The sequence below is a fragment of the Pseudomonas sp. TE6288 genome (genome assembly GCF_054062095.1).
Window position 1 is genome coordinate 1 of record NZ_JBSSEW010000004.1, and the last position, 18693, is coordinate 18693.

18 protein-coding genes are annotated in these 18693 nt (G+C 65.4%); 10 read left to right on the plus strand and 8 right to left on the minus strand.

The features are described from left to right. Positions 1–291: 291 nt before the first annotated feature. Entirely contained in the window at positions 292–1122 is an 831-nt protein-coding gene (gene nudC / locus ACVWY1_RS04770; RefSeq protein WP_457377864.1) for an NAD(+) diphosphatase, read from the minus strand. Positions 1123–1158: 36 nt separating this feature from the next. Continuing rightward, entirely contained in the window at positions 1159–1971 is an 813-nt protein-coding gene (locus ACVWY1_RS04775; protein ID WP_102683290.1) for a crotonase/enoyl-CoA hydratase family protein, read from the minus strand. Positions 1972–2122: 151 nt separating this feature from the next. On the opposite strand from ACVWY1_RS04775, the gene nhaB reads away from it, so the two are divergent. The 5 genes from nhaB to ACVWY1_RS04800 all read left to right on the plus strand — a co-directional run bounded on the left by nhaB (position 2123) and on the right by ACVWY1_RS04800 (position 6148). After that, entirely contained in the window at positions 2123–3625 is a 1503-nt protein-coding gene (nhaB, locus tag ACVWY1_RS04780; RefSeq protein ID WP_139671902.1) for a sodium/proton antiporter NhaB, read from the plus strand. Positions 3626–3855: 230 nt separating this feature from the next. Then, complete coding sequence (locus ACVWY1_RS04785; RefSeq protein ID WP_102683293.1) at positions 3856–4470, plus strand: dihydrofolate reductase family protein; 615 nt, start codon at positions 3856–3858, stop codon at positions 4468–4470. A 96-nt stretch (positions 4471–4566) separates the two neighbouring features. Continuing rightward, positions 4567–5040: a GNAT family N-acetyltransferase gene (locus ACVWY1_RS04790; protein ID WP_139671911.1), complete on the plus strand. Its 474-nt coding sequence runs from the start codon at positions 4567–4569 to the stop codon at positions 5038–5040. 33 nt (positions 5041–5073) lie between these two features. Beyond that, complete coding sequence (locus ACVWY1_RS04795) at positions 5074–5775, plus strand: YoaK family protein (protein ID WP_139671914.1); 702 nt, start codon at positions 5074–5076, stop codon at positions 5773–5775. Between the two features lie 130 nt (positions 5776–5905). Next, positions 5906–6148 (plus strand): hypothetical protein, encoded by a 243-nt coding sequence (locus ACVWY1_RS04800; RefSeq protein WP_277503432.1) that lies wholly within the window; start codon positions 5906–5908, stop codon positions 6146–6148. Here the strand turns inward: ACVWY1_RS04800 and ACVWY1_RS04805 are convergent. Together ACVWY1_RS04805 and ACVWY1_RS04810 are read right to left on the minus strand one after the other, a co-directional pair. Beyond that, positions 6138–7022, minus strand: a complete 885-nt coding sequence (locus tag ACVWY1_RS04805) for an alpha/beta fold hydrolase (protein WP_277503431.1) — start codon at positions 7020–7022, stop codon at positions 6138–6140. The genes ACVWY1_RS04800 and ACVWY1_RS04805 overlap by 11 nt on opposite strands. Then, on the minus strand, positions 7019–8089 hold the full coding sequence (locus ACVWY1_RS04810; protein WP_277503430.1) for a sugar phosphate isomerase/epimerase family protein: 1071 nt from the start codon (positions 8087–8089) through the stop codon (positions 7019–7021). Before ACVWY1_RS04810 ends, ACVWY1_RS04805 begins: the two co-directional genes overlap by 4 nt. 108 nt (positions 8090–8197) lie before the next feature. Between ACVWY1_RS04810 and ACVWY1_RS04815 the strand changes: the two genes are divergently transcribed. Then, positions 8198–8791, plus strand: coding sequence for a TetR/AcrR family transcriptional regulator (locus ACVWY1_RS04815; protein WP_277503429.1), 594 nt, complete (start codon positions 8198–8200; stop codon positions 8789–8791). A 61-nt stretch (positions 8792–8852) separates the two neighbouring features. Next, entirely contained in the window at positions 8853–9473 is a 621-nt protein-coding gene (locus ACVWY1_RS04820) for a TetR/AcrR family transcriptional regulator (RefSeq protein ID WP_277503428.1), read from the plus strand. A 9-nt stretch (positions 9474–9482) separates the two neighbouring features. Here the strand turns inward: ACVWY1_RS04820 and ACVWY1_RS04825 are convergent, their stop codons facing one another. Beyond that, positions 9483–10385 carry a LysR family transcriptional regulator gene (locus ACVWY1_RS04825; RefSeq protein ID WP_277503427.1) on the minus strand — a complete coding sequence of 301 codons (903 nt, stop codon included), beginning with the start codon at positions 10383–10385 and terminating at the stop codon, positions 9483–9485. 90 nt (positions 10386–10475) lie between these two features. Between ACVWY1_RS04825 and ACVWY1_RS04830 the strand changes: the two genes are divergently transcribed. Further along, positions 10476–11831: an MFS transporter gene (locus tag ACVWY1_RS04830; RefSeq protein ID WP_277503426.1), complete on the plus strand. Its 1356-nt coding sequence runs from the start codon at positions 10476–10478 to the stop codon at positions 11829–11831. Beyond that, positions 11824–12225 carry a DUF4440 domain-containing protein gene (locus ACVWY1_RS04835; RefSeq protein WP_102683303.1) on the plus strand — a complete coding sequence of 134 codons (402 nt, stop codon included), beginning with the start codon at positions 11824–11826 and terminating at the stop codon, positions 12223–12225. The genes ACVWY1_RS04830 and ACVWY1_RS04835 overlap by 8 nt, the downstream gene beginning before the upstream one ends. Positions 12226–12279: 54 nt before the next feature. Here ACVWY1_RS04835 and preA read toward each other — a convergent pair whose 3' ends face one another. From preA to hydA, 3 genes are all read right to left on the minus strand, one after another. Continuing rightward, positions 12280–13554 (minus strand): NAD-dependent dihydropyrimidine dehydrogenase subunit PreA, encoded by a 1275-nt coding sequence (preA, locus tag ACVWY1_RS04840; RefSeq protein WP_277503425.1) that lies wholly within the window; start codon positions 13552–13554, stop codon positions 12280–12282. Next, the gene (locus ACVWY1_RS04845) at positions 13555–14922 is read right to left on the minus strand and encodes an NAD(P)-dependent oxidoreductase (protein ID WP_111532898.1); all 1368 of its coding nucleotides are present in this window, start codon (positions 14920–14922) and stop codon (positions 13555–13557) included. Positions 14923–15084: 162 nt separating this feature from the next. Next, on the minus strand, positions 15085–16524 hold the full coding sequence (gene hydA / locus ACVWY1_RS04850) for a dihydropyrimidinase (RefSeq protein ID WP_277503424.1): 1440 nt from the start codon (positions 16522–16524) through the stop codon (positions 15085–15087). Positions 16525–17138: 614 nt separating this feature from the next. Here hydA and ACVWY1_RS04855 point away from each other — a divergent pair. Further along, positions 17139–18629, plus strand: coding sequence for an NCS1 family nucleobase:cation symporter-1 (locus ACVWY1_RS04855; protein ID WP_139673165.1), 1491 nt, complete (start codon positions 17139–17141; stop codon positions 18627–18629). Positions 18630–18693 lie beyond the last annotated feature (64 nt).

The window sequence follows — 18693 nt, forward strand, 5'->3', positions numbered from 1 at the left end:
GGAGGTGACGGGCATGGATGCCCGTCAAGCGCTGCGCCCCAGGATGGGGCGTTCAGCGCGGTCCTCCCGGGAGCAAGGCCGGAGTGAGGGAACCCCGGAGCGAAGCGTAGGGGCCGTATGAATGGAGCGAGCGGCTTTGCCTACTTTGGCCAAGACCAAAGTAGGCCGCCGTAAGGGCGGAAAGGTGAATAAGCGTCGCCATCACAAATGAATGCGCATACAACTTTCAAAACCAACCACCAACTAAAACCAGAAACCAGAAACCAGAAACCAGAAACCAGAAACCAGAAATCAGGCAGGCAAAACCGGTTCTGGCATCCCCAACCGCCGCGCCACATACAAATCAATCAAATACCGCGCAATCGACCGCCCCGCCGGCAAAGGCGGCAACGCATGCACATTGAACCACTGCGCATCCTCGATCTCATCCGCCTGCATGACAATCTCCCCCCCAGCGTACTCAGCATGAAACCCGAGCATCATCGAATGCGGAAACGGCCAGCACTGGCTGCCAACGTACTGGATGTTCTTCACCTCGACCGCCACCTCCTCCCTCACCTCGCGCACCAGGCAATCCTCGGCCGACTCCCCCGGCTCGGCGAACCCGGCCAGGGTGCTGTAGACCCCGGTGACAAAGCGTGGCGAACGGGCCAGCAGCACCTCGTCGCCGCGAGTAATCAACACGATCATGCTCGGTGAAATCCGCGGATAGCTGCGCAAATCGCACGGCTGGCAATACATCGCCCGCTCCCAGTGAATCTGCGTCATCGGCTGGCCACAGCTGCCACAGAACCGGTGCTCGCGAGCCCAGGTACCGATCTGCGCGGCGTAACCGAGCACCTTGTACGTATCGAAGTCGCCTTCGAGCATGAACCGCCGCAGCCCCTGCCAGCCGCAACCCGACACTTCGCTGGCACTGCGCAGCTCCAGCAGGAACACCGGCTCGCCGTCCAGGTGTCCGATGCCATGCTCGCACAACACGTCCAGGTCCTGGCGCTTGAGCCAGTCGCGAGGGAACAACGCGCCGTTGGCGTCCATCAGGAACCCGTCCGGGCTGCGGGCGACGGCCAGTCCGCCGGAGATCTGCGGGTCGAGTACTGCGGTTGTCCAGCGTGCTGACATGGTTTCGGGTCCCTAGATGGCGCCCGCCACTGTCAGTCAGTCGGCGAACGTCGGTTGCTGTTTGCTCATGTGGGCGGCCATGGCCACGCGCAGGTCTTCGGACTGCAGCATGGCGGCGTTCCAGGTGGCGATGTACTCCAGGCCATCGTCGATGCGATGGTCGCGCATGTAGCTGATCATCTCCTTGGTGCCGGCCACGGCGATCGGAGATTTTGCGGCGATCTCGCGGGCGATGGCAAAGACCCCGTCGAGCAGCGCCGCCTGGTCATCATAGACGCGGTTGACCAGGCCGATGCGCAACGCTTCCTGGGCGTCGACCATACGGCCGGTGTAGGCCAGCTCACGCATGATGCCGTCACCGATGATCCGCGGCAAACGTTGCAGGGTGCCGACATCGGCGGCCATGCCCATGTCGATCTCCTTGATCGAGAACTGCGCATCACCGGCGCAGTAGCGCATGTCGCAAGCCGAGACCAGGTCGATGGCGCCACCGATGCAGTAGCCCTGGATCGCCGCCAGCACCGGCTTGCGGCAGTTGTCCACGGCGTTGAACGAGCCCTGCAGGCGCAGGATGGTGCGACGCATCATCCGAGCGTTGCGGCCGACGTCCTTGCCCAGTTGCTGGGCCAGCGCGGCCAGCATCATCAGGTCGATACCGGAGGAGAAATGCTTGCCGGCGCCGCTGAGTACCACCACCCTCACCGCGTCGGTGTCGTCGATCCACTGGAAGATCTGGACCAGCTCCTCCCAGAAGGCGGCGTTCATCGCGTTGATCTTTTCCGGGCGGTTGATCTGCACGTGGGCGATGTGGTCGGTCAGTTCGACCTTGAACGCGGTGTATTCGGTCACGGACGGCACTCCTGTGGGGAAAGGATTCACAACGGCGGATCTTAGCGCACCCGCAAGGCGGTGCATGTGCCAAAAGCCGGACTGGACAACTTGCACCCTGACGCACGATCCGGCACCGTGCGCCACTGCTGAATCAAAAGGATACAAATTCATGTCCCGTTCCCTGACCGGCGCCCTCGCCCACAGCTTCCTGGGCCAGTCGCCGCGTTGGTACAAGGCCGTCATCTGCCTGTTCCTGCTGCTCAATCCCTTGCTACTGGCAACCCTCGGTCCGGTGGTCACCGGCTGGGTGCTGGTGATCCAGTTCATCTTCACCCTGGGCATGGCACTCAAATGCTACCCGTTGATGCCCGGTGGCCTGCTGCTGGTCGAGGCGCTGCTGCTGCGCTTGACCACGCCCGAAGCCCTGTACGAGGAGTTGCAGCACAACTTCCCGGTGATCCTGCTGCTGATGTTCATGGTCGCCGGCATCCATTTCATGAAGGAACTGCTGCTGTACCTGTTTTCGCGGATCCTGCTCGGCGTGCGCTCCAAGGCCGTGCTGAGCCTGCTGTTCTGCGTGTTGTCGGCGTTCCTCTCGGCGTTCCTCGATGCCCTGACCGTGACCGCGGTGATCATCAGCGCCGCTGTAGGCTTCTATGCCGTCTACCACCGGGTCGCCTCGGGTGCCAATCCTCGTGAGGAATCGGCGCTGGACAGCGACCATCAGGTCGAGCAGTTGCACCGCGAAGACCTCGAGCAGTTCCGCGCCTTCCTGCGCAGCCTGCTGATGCATGGCGCGGTGGGCACGGCGCTGGGTGGCGTGTGCACCTTGGTGGGCGAACCGCAGAACCTGCTGATCGGCCATGAAATGGGCTGGCATTTCGCCGACTTCTTCCTCAAGGTCGCGCCGGTGTCGATGCCGGTGCTGGCGGCGGGCCTGGTGACCTGCGTGCTGCTGGAGAAGCTGCGGCTGTTCGGCTACGGCACGCTGATGCCCGAGCGCGTGCGCCAGGTGCTGGCCAGCTACGCCGCCGAGGACGATGCCGCCCGCACCCAGGCGCAACGGGTGGCGCTGGTGGTCCAGGGCCTGGCCGCGCTGATCCTGATCGTCTGCCTTGGCCTGCACATCGCCGAGGTGGGCCTGATCGGCCTGCTGGTCATCGTGCTGATCACCGCCTTCACCGGCATCACCGACGAGCATCGCCTGGGCCGTGCGTTCCAGGACGCCATGCCGTTCACCTCGCTGCTGGTGGTGTTCTTCGCCGTGGTCGCGGTGATCCACCAGCAGCAACTGTTCAGCCCGCTGATCGCCTGGGTGCTGGCGCTGCCCAGCGAGCAGCAGCCGGGCATGCTGTACCTGGCCAACGGCCTGCTCTCGGCAATCAGCGACAACGTGTTCGTCGCCACCATCTACATCACCGAGGTCAAGCAGGCGTTCGTCAATGGCGCGATGAGCCGCGAGCATTTCGAGACCCTGGCGGTGGCGATCAACACCGGCACCAACCTGCCCAGCGTGGCCACGCCCAATGGCCAGGCGGCTTTCCTGTTCCTGCTGACCTCGGCAATCGCACCGCTGATTCGCCTGTCGTATGGGCGCATGGTGTGGATGGCGCTGCCCTATACCGTGGTCATGGGCGGCCTGGGCTGGTGGGCGGTGACCTACTGGCTGTAACCGGACCATCTGTAGGAGCGGCTTCAGCCGCGATCACCCGCAAAGCGGGTGCCAGATACAGCGGTGCCTGCATCGCGGCTGAAGCCGCTCCTACAGATGACCGCGTATCCCGCACCTGCTTTCTCTCCTCCCGTGCCCCCATCCGTCGAACCTGACTATCGTTCAGCACTGCTGTCGATTCTCGCCAACCCCGTTCGACTATCCAGCACACACCCGAGGAGGTTCACCCCATGCGCAAGCTCATCGTCGCCGCCTTCGTCACCCTCGACGGCGTCATGCAGGCCCCCGGCGGGCCGGAGGAAGACACCAGCGGCGGCTTCACCTTTGGTGGCTGGATCCCGCCCCTGGCCGACGAGGCCTTCGGCCAAGCCATGCAGACCTTGTTCAGCCAACCGTTCGAACTGCTGCTGGGGCGACGCACCTACGATATCTTCGCCGGGTTCTGGCCAAAGGTCGGGCCCGAGGCGCCGGACCGGCCCTTGGCCGACCTGTTCAATGGCGTGGCCAAGCATGTCGCCACGCACCATCCCGAATCCATCGACTGGCAAAACAGTCACCCGTTGGGCGCTGACGTGCCGGGCGCTGTCCGCGCCCTCAAACAAAAGGATGGCCCGACGCTGCTGACCCAAGGCAGCGGCGAACTGGTACGCCAACTGCTGGCGGCCGGCCTGGTGGATGAGCTGCGGTTGCTGATCCACCCCTTGCTGCTTGGGCGTGGCAAGCGCCTGTTCGGTGACGATGCCCAGGCCGCGGCCTTCACACTGGTGGAGTCGAGCAGCACGCCCAAGGGCGTATTGCTCGCTCACTACGTGCGCAGCGGCGAGGTGCAAACGGGATCGTTCTGACCAGTCAGTCGAGCAGGCGCTTGAAGGCGCTGGCGAGGCCTGCGTCCGTTTTCCCCGGCGCCTTGTTATCATCCAGACTCAATCGGGAGGGAACCCATGCTCGCCATACGCCGCGCCAGCCGTCACGACGCGCTGGACACGTACGCCATCCGCCGCCAGGCGATCCTGTGGCAGTGCACCGAAGCCTACGATGCCACCCTGGCCCAGGCCTGGGCCGACGTACCGTTCACAGAAGGCTACGCGGCCCTGGTCGCCGAGCATTTCCACCTTGCCTGCATCGACGACACGATCGTCGCCACTGGCATGCTCGACCGGCACAGCGGTGAACTGGGTGCCCTGTTCGTACTGCCGGCATTCATGGGCCGTGGCATCGCCCGGGCGATGGTCGAACACCTCGAAGGCATCGCCAGGGCCGAAGGTCTGGAAGATGTCCACCTGGACTCGACCTTGAACGCAGCGGCGTTCTATCGCCGCTGCGGCTACATCGGCGATGCGCTGTCGATCTACCAGTCACCATTCGGCCTCGAACTGTCCTGCATCCCCATGCGCAAGGTGCTGGCCGGGGTATAAGATCAAAGCCCCTGCGCCCCGGAGACTCGCCCCATGCTACCCACCGCCACCTCCCAGCACAGTGCCCGTCGGGTCCGCTTGCAGGCCCTGCGCGGCCGGGTCGGCCTGGGGCTGGTGGCCGGATTGTCGGTGCTGGCCGGCATGACCGACGCCATCGGCCTGCTGGCGTTGGGCGACTTCGTATCATTCATGAGCGGCAACACCACGCGCCTGGCGGTGGCCATCAGCCAGGCGGACCTGGCGCTGATGCTGCGCCTGGCCCTGGCGATCCTCAGTTTCGTGCTGGGCAACACCCTGGGTGTATTGCTGGCCCGCCGCTTGCGCCGCCGCGCCGCACCCTTGCTGCTGATTACCGCCAGCCTGCTGGCGTTTGCCGCAGCGTGGCCTGCGCCCACCACATTGCCCGCGTTGATCGCGGCCACCTTGGCCATGGGCATGCTCAACGCCGTGGTCGAACAGGTGAACGGCCTGCCGATCGGCCTGACCTACGTCACAGGCGCGCTGTCGCGCTTCGGCCGTGGCCTGGGGCGTTGGTTGCTGGGTGAGCGGCGCCATGGCTGGCGGGTACAGCTGGTGCCCTGGAGCGGCATGCTGCTGGGTGCCGCGCTCGGGGCCTGGCTGCAGCAACGGCTGGGCTTGCAGGCGCTGGCGGCCAGTTGCGCCCTGGCCTGCTTGCTGGCGCTGGTGACGGTGTTCATCCCGCGTGCCTGGCAACTGGGCTACATGCCGCGCTGAGGGCCACGAGCATTACTTGAACGGCAGGCGCGCAGACGTCGATAGTCACTATCGAGCACAGCGATTTCCATCGTGCCACTGTGGCCAATAACCTGGGTTCATCGATCCGACAGCCCACGGTATCATCCCGATGAACACCACCGCCCGCCTCCTCCTCGCCACCCTGGCCATCGCCGTGCTGGGCGGTTGCGCCATCCATCCTGAGCTACGCCCCTACAGCGCCGAGGAAGCCCGTCAGCTGCAACTCGAGGCATTGCAACGCCAGGGTCTGAGCCAGGAAGAGTACGAGCGCCGCAAACTGGCCGTGTTGCGCGCCGATCACCAGCAAGCCGTGACCGACGCCGCCAGGGCCACGACCGCGATCAGCGGTTGACCTCGACCTCTTCCAGGAACGCCAGCAGGTGCTCGTTGAACGACACCGGCGCTTCCTCCATGACGAAGTGCCCGCAACCCGGCAGGATCACCCCGCGCACCGAGTCGGCATGCCCCTGCAGCGTACGCAGCGGCGCATCGCCCGTGGCGTGCTCGGCACCGATCGCCAGCACCGGCATGGGCAGCGGATGCCTGGCCCGTTCGCGGTTCTGCCTGATGGTCTCGGGAATCGCCCGGTAATAGGCGAAGCCCGCCCGCATCCCGCCCGGCGAGGCGTAGGCACGGATATAGACATCCGCCGCCACCGCATGCCGATGGATCGCCCATCGGTCGAACATGAAGTTGAGGTAGCCCTCCTCACGTCCGGCGATCAGGAACTCCGGCAGATCGCGTACCTGGTTGAACAGGAAGTGCCAAAGGAAGATGTTGTCCTGCGGCGCCACGAAGATCGACGGCGCCTCGGCAAGCCCCGGGATCACCGCCTCGGCCACCGTCAGCGAGCGCACCGCCTGTGGCCAATCACTGGCCAGGGCATAGGCCACCCACATCCCCACATCGTGACCGACCAGGTGATAGCGCTCATGCCCCAGCTGGGTCATCGCGGCATGCAGCACAGCGGCGACGTTGCCGGTGTCGTAGCCCTGCTCGGGGCGGTCCGAATCCCCCAGGCCCGGCGGATCGATGGCAATGGCACGGAACCCGCGCGCGGCCAGGATCGGCAGCACATGGCGCCAGGCGTACCAGGTCTGTGGCCAGCCCGGCACCAGCAGCACCGGTTCGCCCGCGCCGGCCACTACACAGTGGATGCGCTGTCCCTGCACTTGCACATAGACATGCTCGAAGGCATCAGCCAAAGACTCGACGGTCAGGCTCATACCCGTGCTCCTGCATCGATGCCCAGCATGCGCTGGATCTGATGGGTGTCGATCGGTGCGCCGGCGAAATCGTCGAACACCTGGTCCGTGACCCGGATGATGTGGCGGTTGATGAACTCGACGCCTTCACGGGCGCCGTCCTCCTGATGCTTCAGGCAGCATTCCCATTCCAGGGTTGCCCACCCCGCGAAGTCGTACTGCGCCAGCCGCGAGAAGATGGCCTTGAAGTCCACTTGCCCGTCACCCAGCGATCGGAAGCGCCCGGCACGTTCGGTCCAGTCGCTGTAGCCGCCATACACGCCCTGCCGACCGCTCGGATTGAACTCGGCGTCCTTGACGTGAAACATGCGGATCAATGGGTGATAGAGATCCAGATAGGCCAGGTAGTCGAGTTGCTGCAGCACGAAATGGCTGGGGTCGAAGAGGATGCGGCAACGCACGTGCTCACCCACCAGGGCATGGAAACGCTCGAAGCTGGTGCCGTCGTGCAGGTCCTCGGCCGGGTGGATCTCGAAGCACAGGTTGACGCCCTGTTCGTCACAGCAGTCGAGTATCGGCCGCCAGCGCCGCGCCAGCTCCTCGAAGGCAGCCTCCACCAGGCCCTGGGGACGCTGCGGGAACGGGAACAGGTAGGGCCAGGCCAGCGCGCCGGAAAAGGTCCCCATGTCCTCCAGGCCCAGGTTGCGGCTGGCCCGAGCCGCCAGTTTCATCTGCTCGGTCGCCCAGGCGGTGCGTTCTGCTGGCCGCCCGGCCAGCGCGGCCGGGGCGAAGGCGTCGCACATTGGATCGTAGGCCGGATGGACCGCGACCAACTGGCCGATCATGTGGGTGGTCAGCTCGCTGACCTGCAAGCCGTGCTCGGCCAGCCGCCCCTTGACCTCATCGCAGTAGCCGGTGCTCTGCGCGGCCAGTTCCAGGTCGAACAACCGGGCGTCCCAGGCCGGGACCTGCAACCCCTTGAACCCCAACTCTCCCGCCCACTCGGCGATCCTGTCGAGGCTGTCGAACGGTGGCTTGTCGGCGCTGAACTGCGCGAGGTGCAGACTGGGGCCTTTGAGTGTTCGCATGATGTCATCCAATTGTTTGTTGATCGACAAACAATAGGGTCGAATGGCGCTGCCCGTCAATCGCAAATTGGCTAGAATGCGCCTTTCACGTAATCAGGCAGGCGAGCGATGGCAGGGCGACCTCGGGAATTCGACAAGCAACAGGCGCTGCGCAAGGCGATGCGGCTGTTCTGGGAACATGGCTACGAGGGCACCTCGATGTCGGCCCTGGTGTCTGCGCTGGGCATCGCCTCCGCGCGCATCTACGCGGCCTTCGGCAGCAAGCAGCAACTGTTCGAGGAAGCCGTGGCCCTGTACGAGTCGACCGAAGGCGGCTTCGCCGACCGCGCCCTGGCCCTGCCGGATATTTACCAGGCCCTGGCACGGATGCTCGAGGACGCCATCAGCACCTACACCCGCGCCAACGAGCCCAGGGGCTGCCTGGTGGTCAGCGCCGCCAGCGGCGTGGCACCGGACAACCTGGCCGTCCAGCAGTGGTTATCCGGGCACCGCCGGCAGCGTACCGAGTCGATCATCGAGCGCCTGCGCCAAGCCCGTGACCAGGGGCAGTTGCCGGCCGACACGCAGGTCGAGGCCCTCGGCCACTTCTATGCCACCTTCCTCCACGGTATCTCCGTGCAGGCCCGCGACGGCGTGCCCGGAGAGGACCTGCGCAGCGCCAGCCGCCAGGCACTGACGCTGTTGCCGAGCCGGCAACCTTGACCTTATCGCCGCCCCGGCAAAGCTGTTAGCCTTGCCCTGTTCAGGTCACCACGGACAGCCCATGGCCAACCACAAGATCGAAATCCGCCGGCGCAACGTCGAAAAGATCCTGCAAGCCGCCGAGCAGGTGTTCGCCGACAAGGGCTTCGCCGCCACCTCCATGGGCGATATCGCCGAACGGGCGCAGTTGCCGCGCTCCAACCTGCACTACTACTTCAGTACCAAGGACGACCTGTACCGCGCCGTGCTGCAGGACCTGCTGGATGTCTGGAAGCAGGATGCCCTGTGCTTCGAGCACTTCGACGACCCGCGGGTGGTACTGACCAGCTACATCCGCGCCAAGATGGGCCATTCACGCTCGCGGCCGCTGGGCTCGAAGATCTGGGCCGAGGAGATTCTCCACGGTGCCCCGCTGCTGAGCCCCAGCCTGGACGAAATCCTGGTGCCCTGGGCGCAGCTCAAGCAGGCGAAGATCCGCAGCTGGGTCGAGGACGGACGCATCCTGCCGGTGGAGCCGTCGGCGCTGCTGTACATGATCTGGGCGGCGACCCAGCACTACGCCGACTTCGGTTTCCAGGTCACCCTGCTCAATGACGGTGAACCTCTGTCGGACATGGCGTTCGAGCAAGCGGTGCAGACGGTGACCGGCGTCATCCTGCGCGGCATCGGCCTGGAGCCCTGAGCGGCGCCCTCAGCGCCCGAGGTGCTCGCACAAAAAATCGATGAACACCCGGGTCTTGTGCGGCACATAGCTGCTGTTCGGGTACACCACGCTGATCGGCTGCCTCGGCAGGCTGAAGTCCGGCAGTACCCGCCGCAGGGTGCCGTCGGCCAGGTCCTGCTCGACCAGCCAAGCCGGCAGCACCGCTACGCCCAGGGCGGCGCAGGCCATCGCCCGGATGGCGTGGGACGCATTGGACTGGTAGGCCGCCCGGCCGACAACGCTTGCACTCCCCGCCTGCGCGCTGTGCAAGGTCCAGGCGGTCGGGCTCTGCAGGTTGCTGTTGGCAATCCAGGGTGTATCCGCCAGTTCCTCGGGCCGTTCAATGGCATGGCGAGCAAGAAAGGCCGGAGCAGCCACCAGCACAATGTCGTACTCGGCCAGCTGGCGACTGCGCAGGTTCGAGTCCGGCAACGCGCCAAGGCGCACCACCAGGTCGAGCCGCTCGGCAATCAGGTCGCTCAGCGACGAGTCGGTATCGTAGCTGAGCGACAACGCCGGGTAGCGCTCGGCGAACAGCGGGATCAGCGGCAGGATGAAACGCTCGCCGTACTCCCCGGTGGTGCTGATGCGCAGCTTGCCCGATAGGCCGTTGTGCCGGCGCAGTACATTGGCGAAGGCGCCTTCGACATCGCTGACGATCACCTTGAAATCTTCATAGAAACTTTGGCCGGTTTCGGTCGGGGCGATAGCACGGGTGCTGCGCGCCAGCAGCGTCACCCCCAGGGCCTGCTCCAGCGCCTTGACGTGCTGGCTGGCCATGGCTTTGCTGATGCCGAGAAATTCCGCCGCCTTGGTGAAGGAGCCGAAGTCGACCACCGCCAGAAACGTCTGCACCCGGTTGAGCTGGGTGTGGAGAGCCGTGCGCGGCATTGTTCACTTCCATCAAACAGAGTTTCAAGGGTAGCGACATCGACAGGGGCAGTCCACGACACCTACTCTGCGCGTCGAAAAGGAGTGGCAATGACGTACCGGTATCGCGTGGCAACGATCTTCCTGATGGGGTTCTTCATCGACTGCATCAACCTGTTCATGCCGACCGTGGCGTTGCCACGGATCGCCGCCGAGTTCGCCATCGGCAACGCCAGCAGCGCGTGGGTTGGCAATGCCTACATGCTCGGGCTGACCCTGGCCGTGCCGGTGAGCACCTGGCTGGCCAATCGCTGGGGCGCGCGGCGGCTGTTGAGCGCCGCCATGCTGGCGTTCAGCGTGGCGGTGTGGGGCTGCGGCGAGGCGCAGAGCTTTGCCGCGTTGATTGCCTGGCGCCTGGTTCAGGGCATGGCCGGTGGCTTGCTGATCCCCGTGGGGCAGGCGCTGACCTTCGAACGCTTCCAGGGCCCGGAGCGCGCCCGTGTGTCCACCCTGGTGATGGCCGTTGCGCTGCTGGCGCCGGCGCTGTCACCCACCCTTGGCGGGTTGATCGTCGACCATGGCCGCTGGCCGTGGGTCTTCCACAGCAACATTCCGCTGGCCCTGCTGACGGCGGCGCTGGCCTGGGCTTGGCTTGACCAGGCACCGGGTCCGACAGCGCCACGCCCGGACTTCAAGGGATTGCTGCTGGTCAGCGCCGCCCTCGCCTGCCTGCTGCTGGGCCTGTCGCTGTATGGTGCCGGCCATGGCGCCCTACTGGCCATCGCCTGCCTGCTGGCGGGTGTGTCCTGCGCCTTGCTGTACCGCGCCCATTACCAACGCGCTGCGGCAGGCATCGTCGAGCTGAAGCTGCTCGCCAGCCCCCGCCTGCGGGTCTCGATGCAGGTCTACCATGCGATCCCCGGGGTGTTCACCGGGGTCAACCTGTTGAACATCTTCTATCTGCAGGATGTGCTGCAGCTGAGCGCCCAGGCCACCGGCCTGTTCATGCTGCTCTACGCCGCCGGGGCCTTCGCCGCCATGTTGCTGGCCGGCCGCCTGTACAACCGCGTCGGTGCCGCCCGCCTGTTGCTGCTCGGCATGCTCCTGCACAGCCAGGGTATCTGCCTGCTGGTCATGGTCGATACCCCGACGGACAACGCCGTACTGATGGCGGCCTACGGCCTCATGGGCATCGGCGGCGGCATCGGTGCCAACACCGCCCAGACCACCGCGCTGCTCGACTTCAGCGGCGAGCGGATGCAGCAGGCCAGCGTGCTGTGGAACCTCAATCGACAGATGGCCTTCAGCGTCGGCGCCGCCTTGCTGCTGATGATCTTCAACCTGTTGCTGGTGGGCCTGAGTACGCCGGACGCCTATCACCTGACCTTCACTCTGGCCGCGCTGCTCGGGCTGGCGCCACTGATGACACTGCACACACTACCCCCGGAGACCCCTCGCCATGCCTGACCACGCGATTGCCCGCGCCGAGCGCAGCATTCATCACGTTCATGAGCTGATCCACAGCATCTTCACCCGCCCAGCGGCCGAGACCCAGGCAGTGCTCGGCGGACTGATGGCGGTGTTCGCCGATGATTTCAGCATGGTCGGCACGGCGGGCACGGTGGTGACCCGCGCACAGGTGGAGCAACTGTTCAGCCGGGCGGCCGGCGCACGGCCAGGGCTGGAGATCGTCGTCAGCGACGTCCAGGTGGTATGGCAGGCCGGGGTGAACGTAGCAGTGCGCTACAAGGAAACCCATCGGTTGCAGGGTGTGGTGCAGGCACGCTGGTCACTGGCACTGCTGGAGTGCAGCAACCGCGGCGTGGTGTGGCGCTGCCTGCACGAGACCGCAATCAGCTAGCGCGGAGCTCGAGCAGGCATCACCGCTGCCGAGGCGTGTTTATCGACCGCCTCCTCAACCCGCCTCACGATAGGGATTGCGCGGATCCTGCGTCCAGTTCATGTACGGCTTGCCGGTGTCCTGCGCCTGCATGTCGATGCAACCTTCCACCGGGCAGGTGATCTGGCACAGGTTGCAACCCACGCACTCGGCCTCGATCACACTGTAGGCGTGAGTGCCGTCAGCCTTCAGGGTGCTGGCGATGGCCTGGTGCGAGGTGTCCTCGCAGGCGATGTGGCAGCGCCCGCAGCCGATGCAGGCGTCCGGGTCGATCTGCGCCACCGACTTGTAGTTGATGTCCAGGTACTTCCAGTCGGTGGTGTGCCCAACGGCCTGGCCACGAAACGCCTCGAGGTTGCGGTGGCCATGTTGGTCCATCCAGCGCGACAGGCCGTCCTGCATGTCGTCGACAATGCGAAAGCCGTGCAGCATCGCCGCCGTGCACACCTGTACCGCGCCGCTACCCAGGGCGATGAACTCGGCGGCGTCGCGCCAGGTGCCGATACCGCCGATGCCGCAGATCGGCAGCCCGCGGGTCTCGGGGTCACGGGCGATCTCGGCGACCATGTTCAGGGCGATCGGCTTGACCGCCGACCCGCAGTAGCCGCCATGGGTGCTCTGGTCGCCGACGATGGGGTGGGCGACCATGCGGTCCAGGTCGACACTGGTGATCGAGTTGATGGTGTTGATCAACGACACCGCGTCCGCCCCGCCCCGGTGTGCAGCGCGCGCCGACTGGCGGATGTCGGTGATATTGGGGGTGAGCTTGACGATCACCGGCAGCGTGCAATGGGTCTTGCACCAGCGGGTGACCATTTCCACATACTCGGGCACCTGGCCGACGGCGGCGCCCATGCCGCGCTCGGGCATGCCGTGGGGGCAGCCGAAGTTGAGTTCGATGCCGTCGGCGCCGGTGGCTTCCACCAGCGGCAGGATGAACTTCCAGGATTCTTCGACGCACGGCACCATCAGCGACACGATCAGCGCACGGTCGGGCCAGTCCTTCTTCACCTGGGTGATCTCGCGCAGGTTGATCTCCAGCGAGCGGTCGGTGATCAGCTCGATGTTGTTGATGCCCTGCACCTGGCGGTTGGCGCCGTAGTGCGCCGAGTAGCGCGACGACACGTTGACCGCCGCCGGGTCCTCGCCCAGGGTCTTCCACACCACCCCGCCCCAGCCGGCCTCGAAGGCGCGGATTACGTTGTAGGCCTTGTCGGTGGGGGGCGCGGAAGCCAACCAGAATGGATTGGGTGCCTTGATGCCGGCGAATACGATGGACAGGTCGGCCATTTACGCAGCCTCCACGTTGAGCATGAGTTGGGCATGGATGGCTTCGGCGGCCAGCTTGCCATGTTGCACGGCCTGGACGGTGAGGTCCTGGCCCAGCGCGGTACAGTCGCCGCCGGCGTAGATGCCGGGGATGGAGGTACGCATGTGCGCGTCCACCTGTATGCGCTCGCCGTCGCGGGCCAGTTGCGCCGCCAGCGGATCGCCGAGGCTTTGCTCATCGAAGCGCTGGCCGATGGCCTTGAAGATCGCGTCGGCAGCCAGCTCGAAGGTTTCGCCGGTATCGCCCAGGCGTCCGTCGATCAATTGCGTGCGCGCGAAGCGCATGCCACGCACGCGCCCGGCATCATCCAGCAGCACGGCATCGGGCCGGGCCCAGGTGTGCAGGCGCACCTGATTGTGCTTGGCAATTTCCTGCTCATGGCCGGTGGCGCCCATGTCGGCTTCGCCGCGGCGGTACACCAGGTTGACGTCGCGGGCGCCCAGCCGGCTCATCTGCACGGCCATGTCGATGGCGGTGTTGCCGGCGCCTAGCACCAGGCAGCGGTCAGCCAACGGCAGCTGGGTGAGGTCGTCAGCCTGGCGCAGCTCACGGATATAGTCGGTGGCGGCAAGCAGGCCCGGCGCGTCTTCGTCCGCCAGGCCCAGCTGGCGCACGGCCCCCAGGCCCAGGCCGAGGAACACCGCGTCGTACTGGCCATGCAGCTCGGCCAACGACAGGTTGCCGCCCAGGCGCTGGCCATGGCGGATCTCGATTCCGCCGATGCCCAGCAGGAATTCCACTTCGCGCTGGGCGTAGTCGTCCACCAGCTTGTAGCGGGCGATGCCGTATTCGTTGAGACCACCGGCCTTCTCCCGCGCCTCGAAGATCACCACGTCGTGGCCGTGCATGGCCAGCCGGTGCGCGCACGACAATCCGGCGGGGCCGGCGCCGACCACGGCGATGCGTTTGCCACTAGCCGGTGAGCGCTGGAACGGATGCTCGGTGAAGTCGGCGTGGTCCAGGGCGTAGCGCTGCAATTGGCCGATCAGTACCGGGGCGCACTCCTGGGCGTTGTTGCGCACGCAGGCTTGCTGGCAAAGGATCTCCGTGGGGCAAACCCGGGCGCAGCTGCCGCCAAGGATGTTGGCCGAGAGAATGCGTTCGGCGGCGCCCTGCAGGTTCTCGTCGCTGATGCGGTGGATGAACGAGGGGATGTCGATCTCGCTGGGGCACGCATTGACGCACGGCGCGTCGTAGCAGTACAGGCAGCGCGCGCTCTCGACAGCGGCCTGCCGGGCGGTGAGCGGGGGCGCGAGGTCGCTGAAGGCCTCGGCCAGCTGGTCGGCGCCGGCGCGGGGGCGCGGCAAGTGGTTCAGGGCATCGATCACGGTTGTAGCCTCTCGCTTTTTTATGGGTTCAGGCGGCGGTCACTCGCCTGTCCGTTCTGGGGGATGGCAGTCAACAGGAGCATGTGTGTTGTAATCAGGGTGCGCTTTGCGCCCCTATCGCCGGCAAGCCGGCGATAGGGCTGCGCAGCAGCCCCAGCTGCTTCAGCGCTGAACCGGCGTCGGTTTCTGCCGTTCGGCACGCCGTTCCAGCACCTCGTACACCGAGGGATAGGCCGGGCGCTCCACATAACGCCCCGCGCCCGGCTCGGCACGCAGGTCGCCATCGGCCCAGAGCACCTTGCCCTGGCTGACGGTGTGGCTGGGGACGCCGCGCACTGTGCGGCCTTCGAAGATGTTGAAATCGACCCGCTGGTGGTGGGTCTGGGCGCTGATGGTACGGGTGCCCTGCGGGTCCCACAGCACCAGGTCGGCATCGGCGCCGACGCGGATCGCGCCCTTGCGCGGGAACAGGTTGAAGATCTTCGCGGTGTTGGTGGAGGTCAGCGCGACGAACTCGTGCATCGACAGGCGCCCGCTGTTCACCCCGGCGTCCCACAGCACCGCCATGCGGTCTTCGATGCCGGCGGTGCCGTTGGGGATCCGGCTGAAGTCGTTGCGGCCCATGGCCTTCTGCTCGGCGCAGAAGCAGCAATGATCAGTGGCCGTGGTGTGCAGGTTGCCCGACTGCAGGCCACCCCACAGCGCCTCCTGGTGCTCGCGCGGGCGGAACGGCGGGCTCATCACGTAGCCGGCGGCGGTGGCCCAGTCCGGATCACGGTAAACGCTGTCGTCGAGCAGCAGATGCCCCGGCAGCACCTCACCGTAAACCGGCTGGCCCTTGGCCCGGGCATAGGTGATCTCATCCAGCGCCTCGCGGCTGGAGACATGCACCAGATACAGCGGCGTGCCCAGGGTTTCGGCGATACGGATGGCGCGGCTGGCGGCCTCCCCTTCGACCTGGGACGGACGCGACAGCGGGTGTGCCTCGGGGCCGGTCAGGCCCTGGGCGAGCAATTTTTGCTGCAGGTGATAGACCAGCTCGCCGTTTTCGGCGTGCACCGTGGGTACCGCGCCCAGTTGCAGGCAGCGTTCGAAGCTGGCTACCAGGGTGTCGTCGGCGGCCATGATCGCATTCTTGTAGGCCATGAAGTGCTTGAAGCTGTTCACTCCATGCTGGGCGACCAGTTCACCCATCTCCTCGGCGACCTGCTCGCTCCACCAGGTGATGGCGACGTGGAAGCCATAGTCGCTGGCACTCTTATGCGCCCAGCCGCGCCAGGTATGGAAGGCCTCGAGCAGCGACTGCTGCGGGTTGGGGATGACGAAGTCGATGATCGAGGTGGTGCCCCCGGCCAGACCCGCGGCAGTGCCGCTGAAGAAGTCCTCGCTGGCCACCGTGCCCATGAACGGCAGCTGCATGTGGGTGTGCGGGTCGATGCCGCCGGGCATCAGGTACTGGCCACTGCCGTCGAGGATCTCACAGTCGGTGGGGGCTTCGAGGTCTTTGCCGATGGCGCGGATCAGGCCATCGGCACACAGGACATCGGCGGGGTAGCTCTCTTCATGGGTAACCACGGTGGCGCCACGGATCAACAGGGACATGCCGTTTTCCTCGCAGGCTGACCGGTCTTCTGGCCGGTTCTTGGAATTGTGTTGGCCGGGCGCTGGAGGTGATTTCATCAATCCTGTCAGGCCTGACAAGAATCGAGGCTAGTATCTGATCGGATATTCATCAAGAAAAAATATATGCAACCATCAAAAACAATAACTAATTGATTTTTAAATATTTATTCACCAGCTCACCAAAAAGTGACACCCCTTCACCATTTTGACGCACTTGACAGGAAGCCAAATTGGTCAAGATTTTCTACGCAAAATCAGGTGTTTGTTTACTGGCTGGATGGCGCAGGCCGCGCCGGTGTTTTTCCAGGTTGCACCCGTTTGAACCACGCGGGTCCTGGACCGGCCAGACAGACGGCATGCCCAGGAGCTCCCGCTTCGCCTGCCGCCTTGATGAATGCCTTTGCAGGTCAGTGAGTTACCTCCGGTCGGCGGCGGCCCGCCGGGAAGGCGCGGGCTTTCCCGGCACGTTTGTTGAAAACGCAGGCCACAACCGCCTGGCCGGGCCGGAGGTGCAGTACTGGTGGTGTGTGTACTCCGGCCATCGCGTCAGCCCGATGAGCGACAACTACAAGAAAAAAGACCTGGAGAACCCCATGCAACAGAGCAGATCGCAAGTGGTCGAGCAGCATGGCCTGTACGAGCTCGACGCCGGCAGCGACGTCCTCGACAGCCCCCGCTACAACCACGACATCGCACCGACCAAGGTGCACCAGCGCACCTGGAACAAGTGGCACATCACTGCGTTATGGGTGGGCATGTCCATCTGCGTGCCTACCTACACCCTTGGCGGCGTGCTCACCGCCTACTTCGGCCTGAGCGTGGGCGAGGCGCTGCTGGCGATCCTGCTGGCCAACCTCATCGTGCTTATCCCGCTGACCCTCAACGCCTTCCCCGGGACCAAATACGGCATCCCGTTCCCGGTGCTGCTGCGCGCCTCGTTCGGTATCTTTGGTTCCAACGTGCCGTGCCTGATCCGCGCCGTGGTGGCCTGCGGCTGGTTCGGTATCCAGACGATGTTCGGCGGTCTGGCCATCCACCTGTTCCTGGGTTCGTTGTTCCCCGAGTGGAAGGCACTGGGTGGATCCGGCGAGGTGATCGGCTTCATGCTGTTCTGGTCGCTGAACCTGTGGGTGGTGCTGCGCGGCGCCGAGTCGATCAAATGGCTGGAGACGCTGTCGGCGCCGTTGCTGGTGGCGGTCGGTGTCGGCCTGTTGTTCTGGGCGCTGCCGCACATGTCGATGAGCGAGTTGCTGGCGCAGCCGCCCAAACGCCCCGAGGGCGCCAGCGTGGTCGGCTACTTTTGCGCCGGGCTCACCGCCATGGTCGGTTTCTGGGCCACGCTGTCGCTGAACATCCCCGATTTCAGCCGTTACGCGAAAAGCCAGAAGGACCAGATTCTCGGGCAGATCTTCGGCCTGCCGCTGACCATGTTCCTGTTCGCTTCGCTGGGCGTGATCATGACCGCTGCCTCCGCCTCGCTGGTGGGTCAGACGGTGTCTGACCCGGTGAGCCTGATCGGCCATATCCAGAGCCCCGGCTGGGTGGCCCTGGCCATGGCGCTGATCATCGTCGCAACGCTGTCGACCAACACCGCGGCCAACATCGTCTCGCCCACCAACGACTTCCAGAACATCGCCCCGCGCCTGATCGGGCGCAGCCGTGCCGTCTGGCTGACCGGCTTCATCGGCCTGGCGCTGATGGGCCACGAGCTGCTCAAGAAGCTCGGCTGGATCGTCTCCGACCTGAGCCTGGAGAGCCTGTACTCCAACTGGCTGCTGGGCTATTCCAGCCTGCTAGGGCCAATCGCCGGGATCATGGTGGTGGACTACTTCCTGGTCCGCCGCCAGCAGCTGGACCTCGCCGGGCTGTACCGCGACGACGTGTACCCGGCGTGGAACTGGGCCGGGTTCATTGCCTTCGGCGTGCCGGTGGCGCTGACCGTGATGGCGATTGGCAACAGCAGTTTCAGCTGGTTCTACGACTACGGCTGGTTCACCGGTTCGCTGCTCGGCGGCGGGCTCTACTACGCCCTCGGCGGCATCGCGGTGCGCGGCCCGGCGCGGCTGGCCAAGCCGATGCCCTGATGCGCCGCATCGCGGGGCAAGCCCGCTCCCACGTGATGGTAAAAATAACAGCCTGAGGAGACAC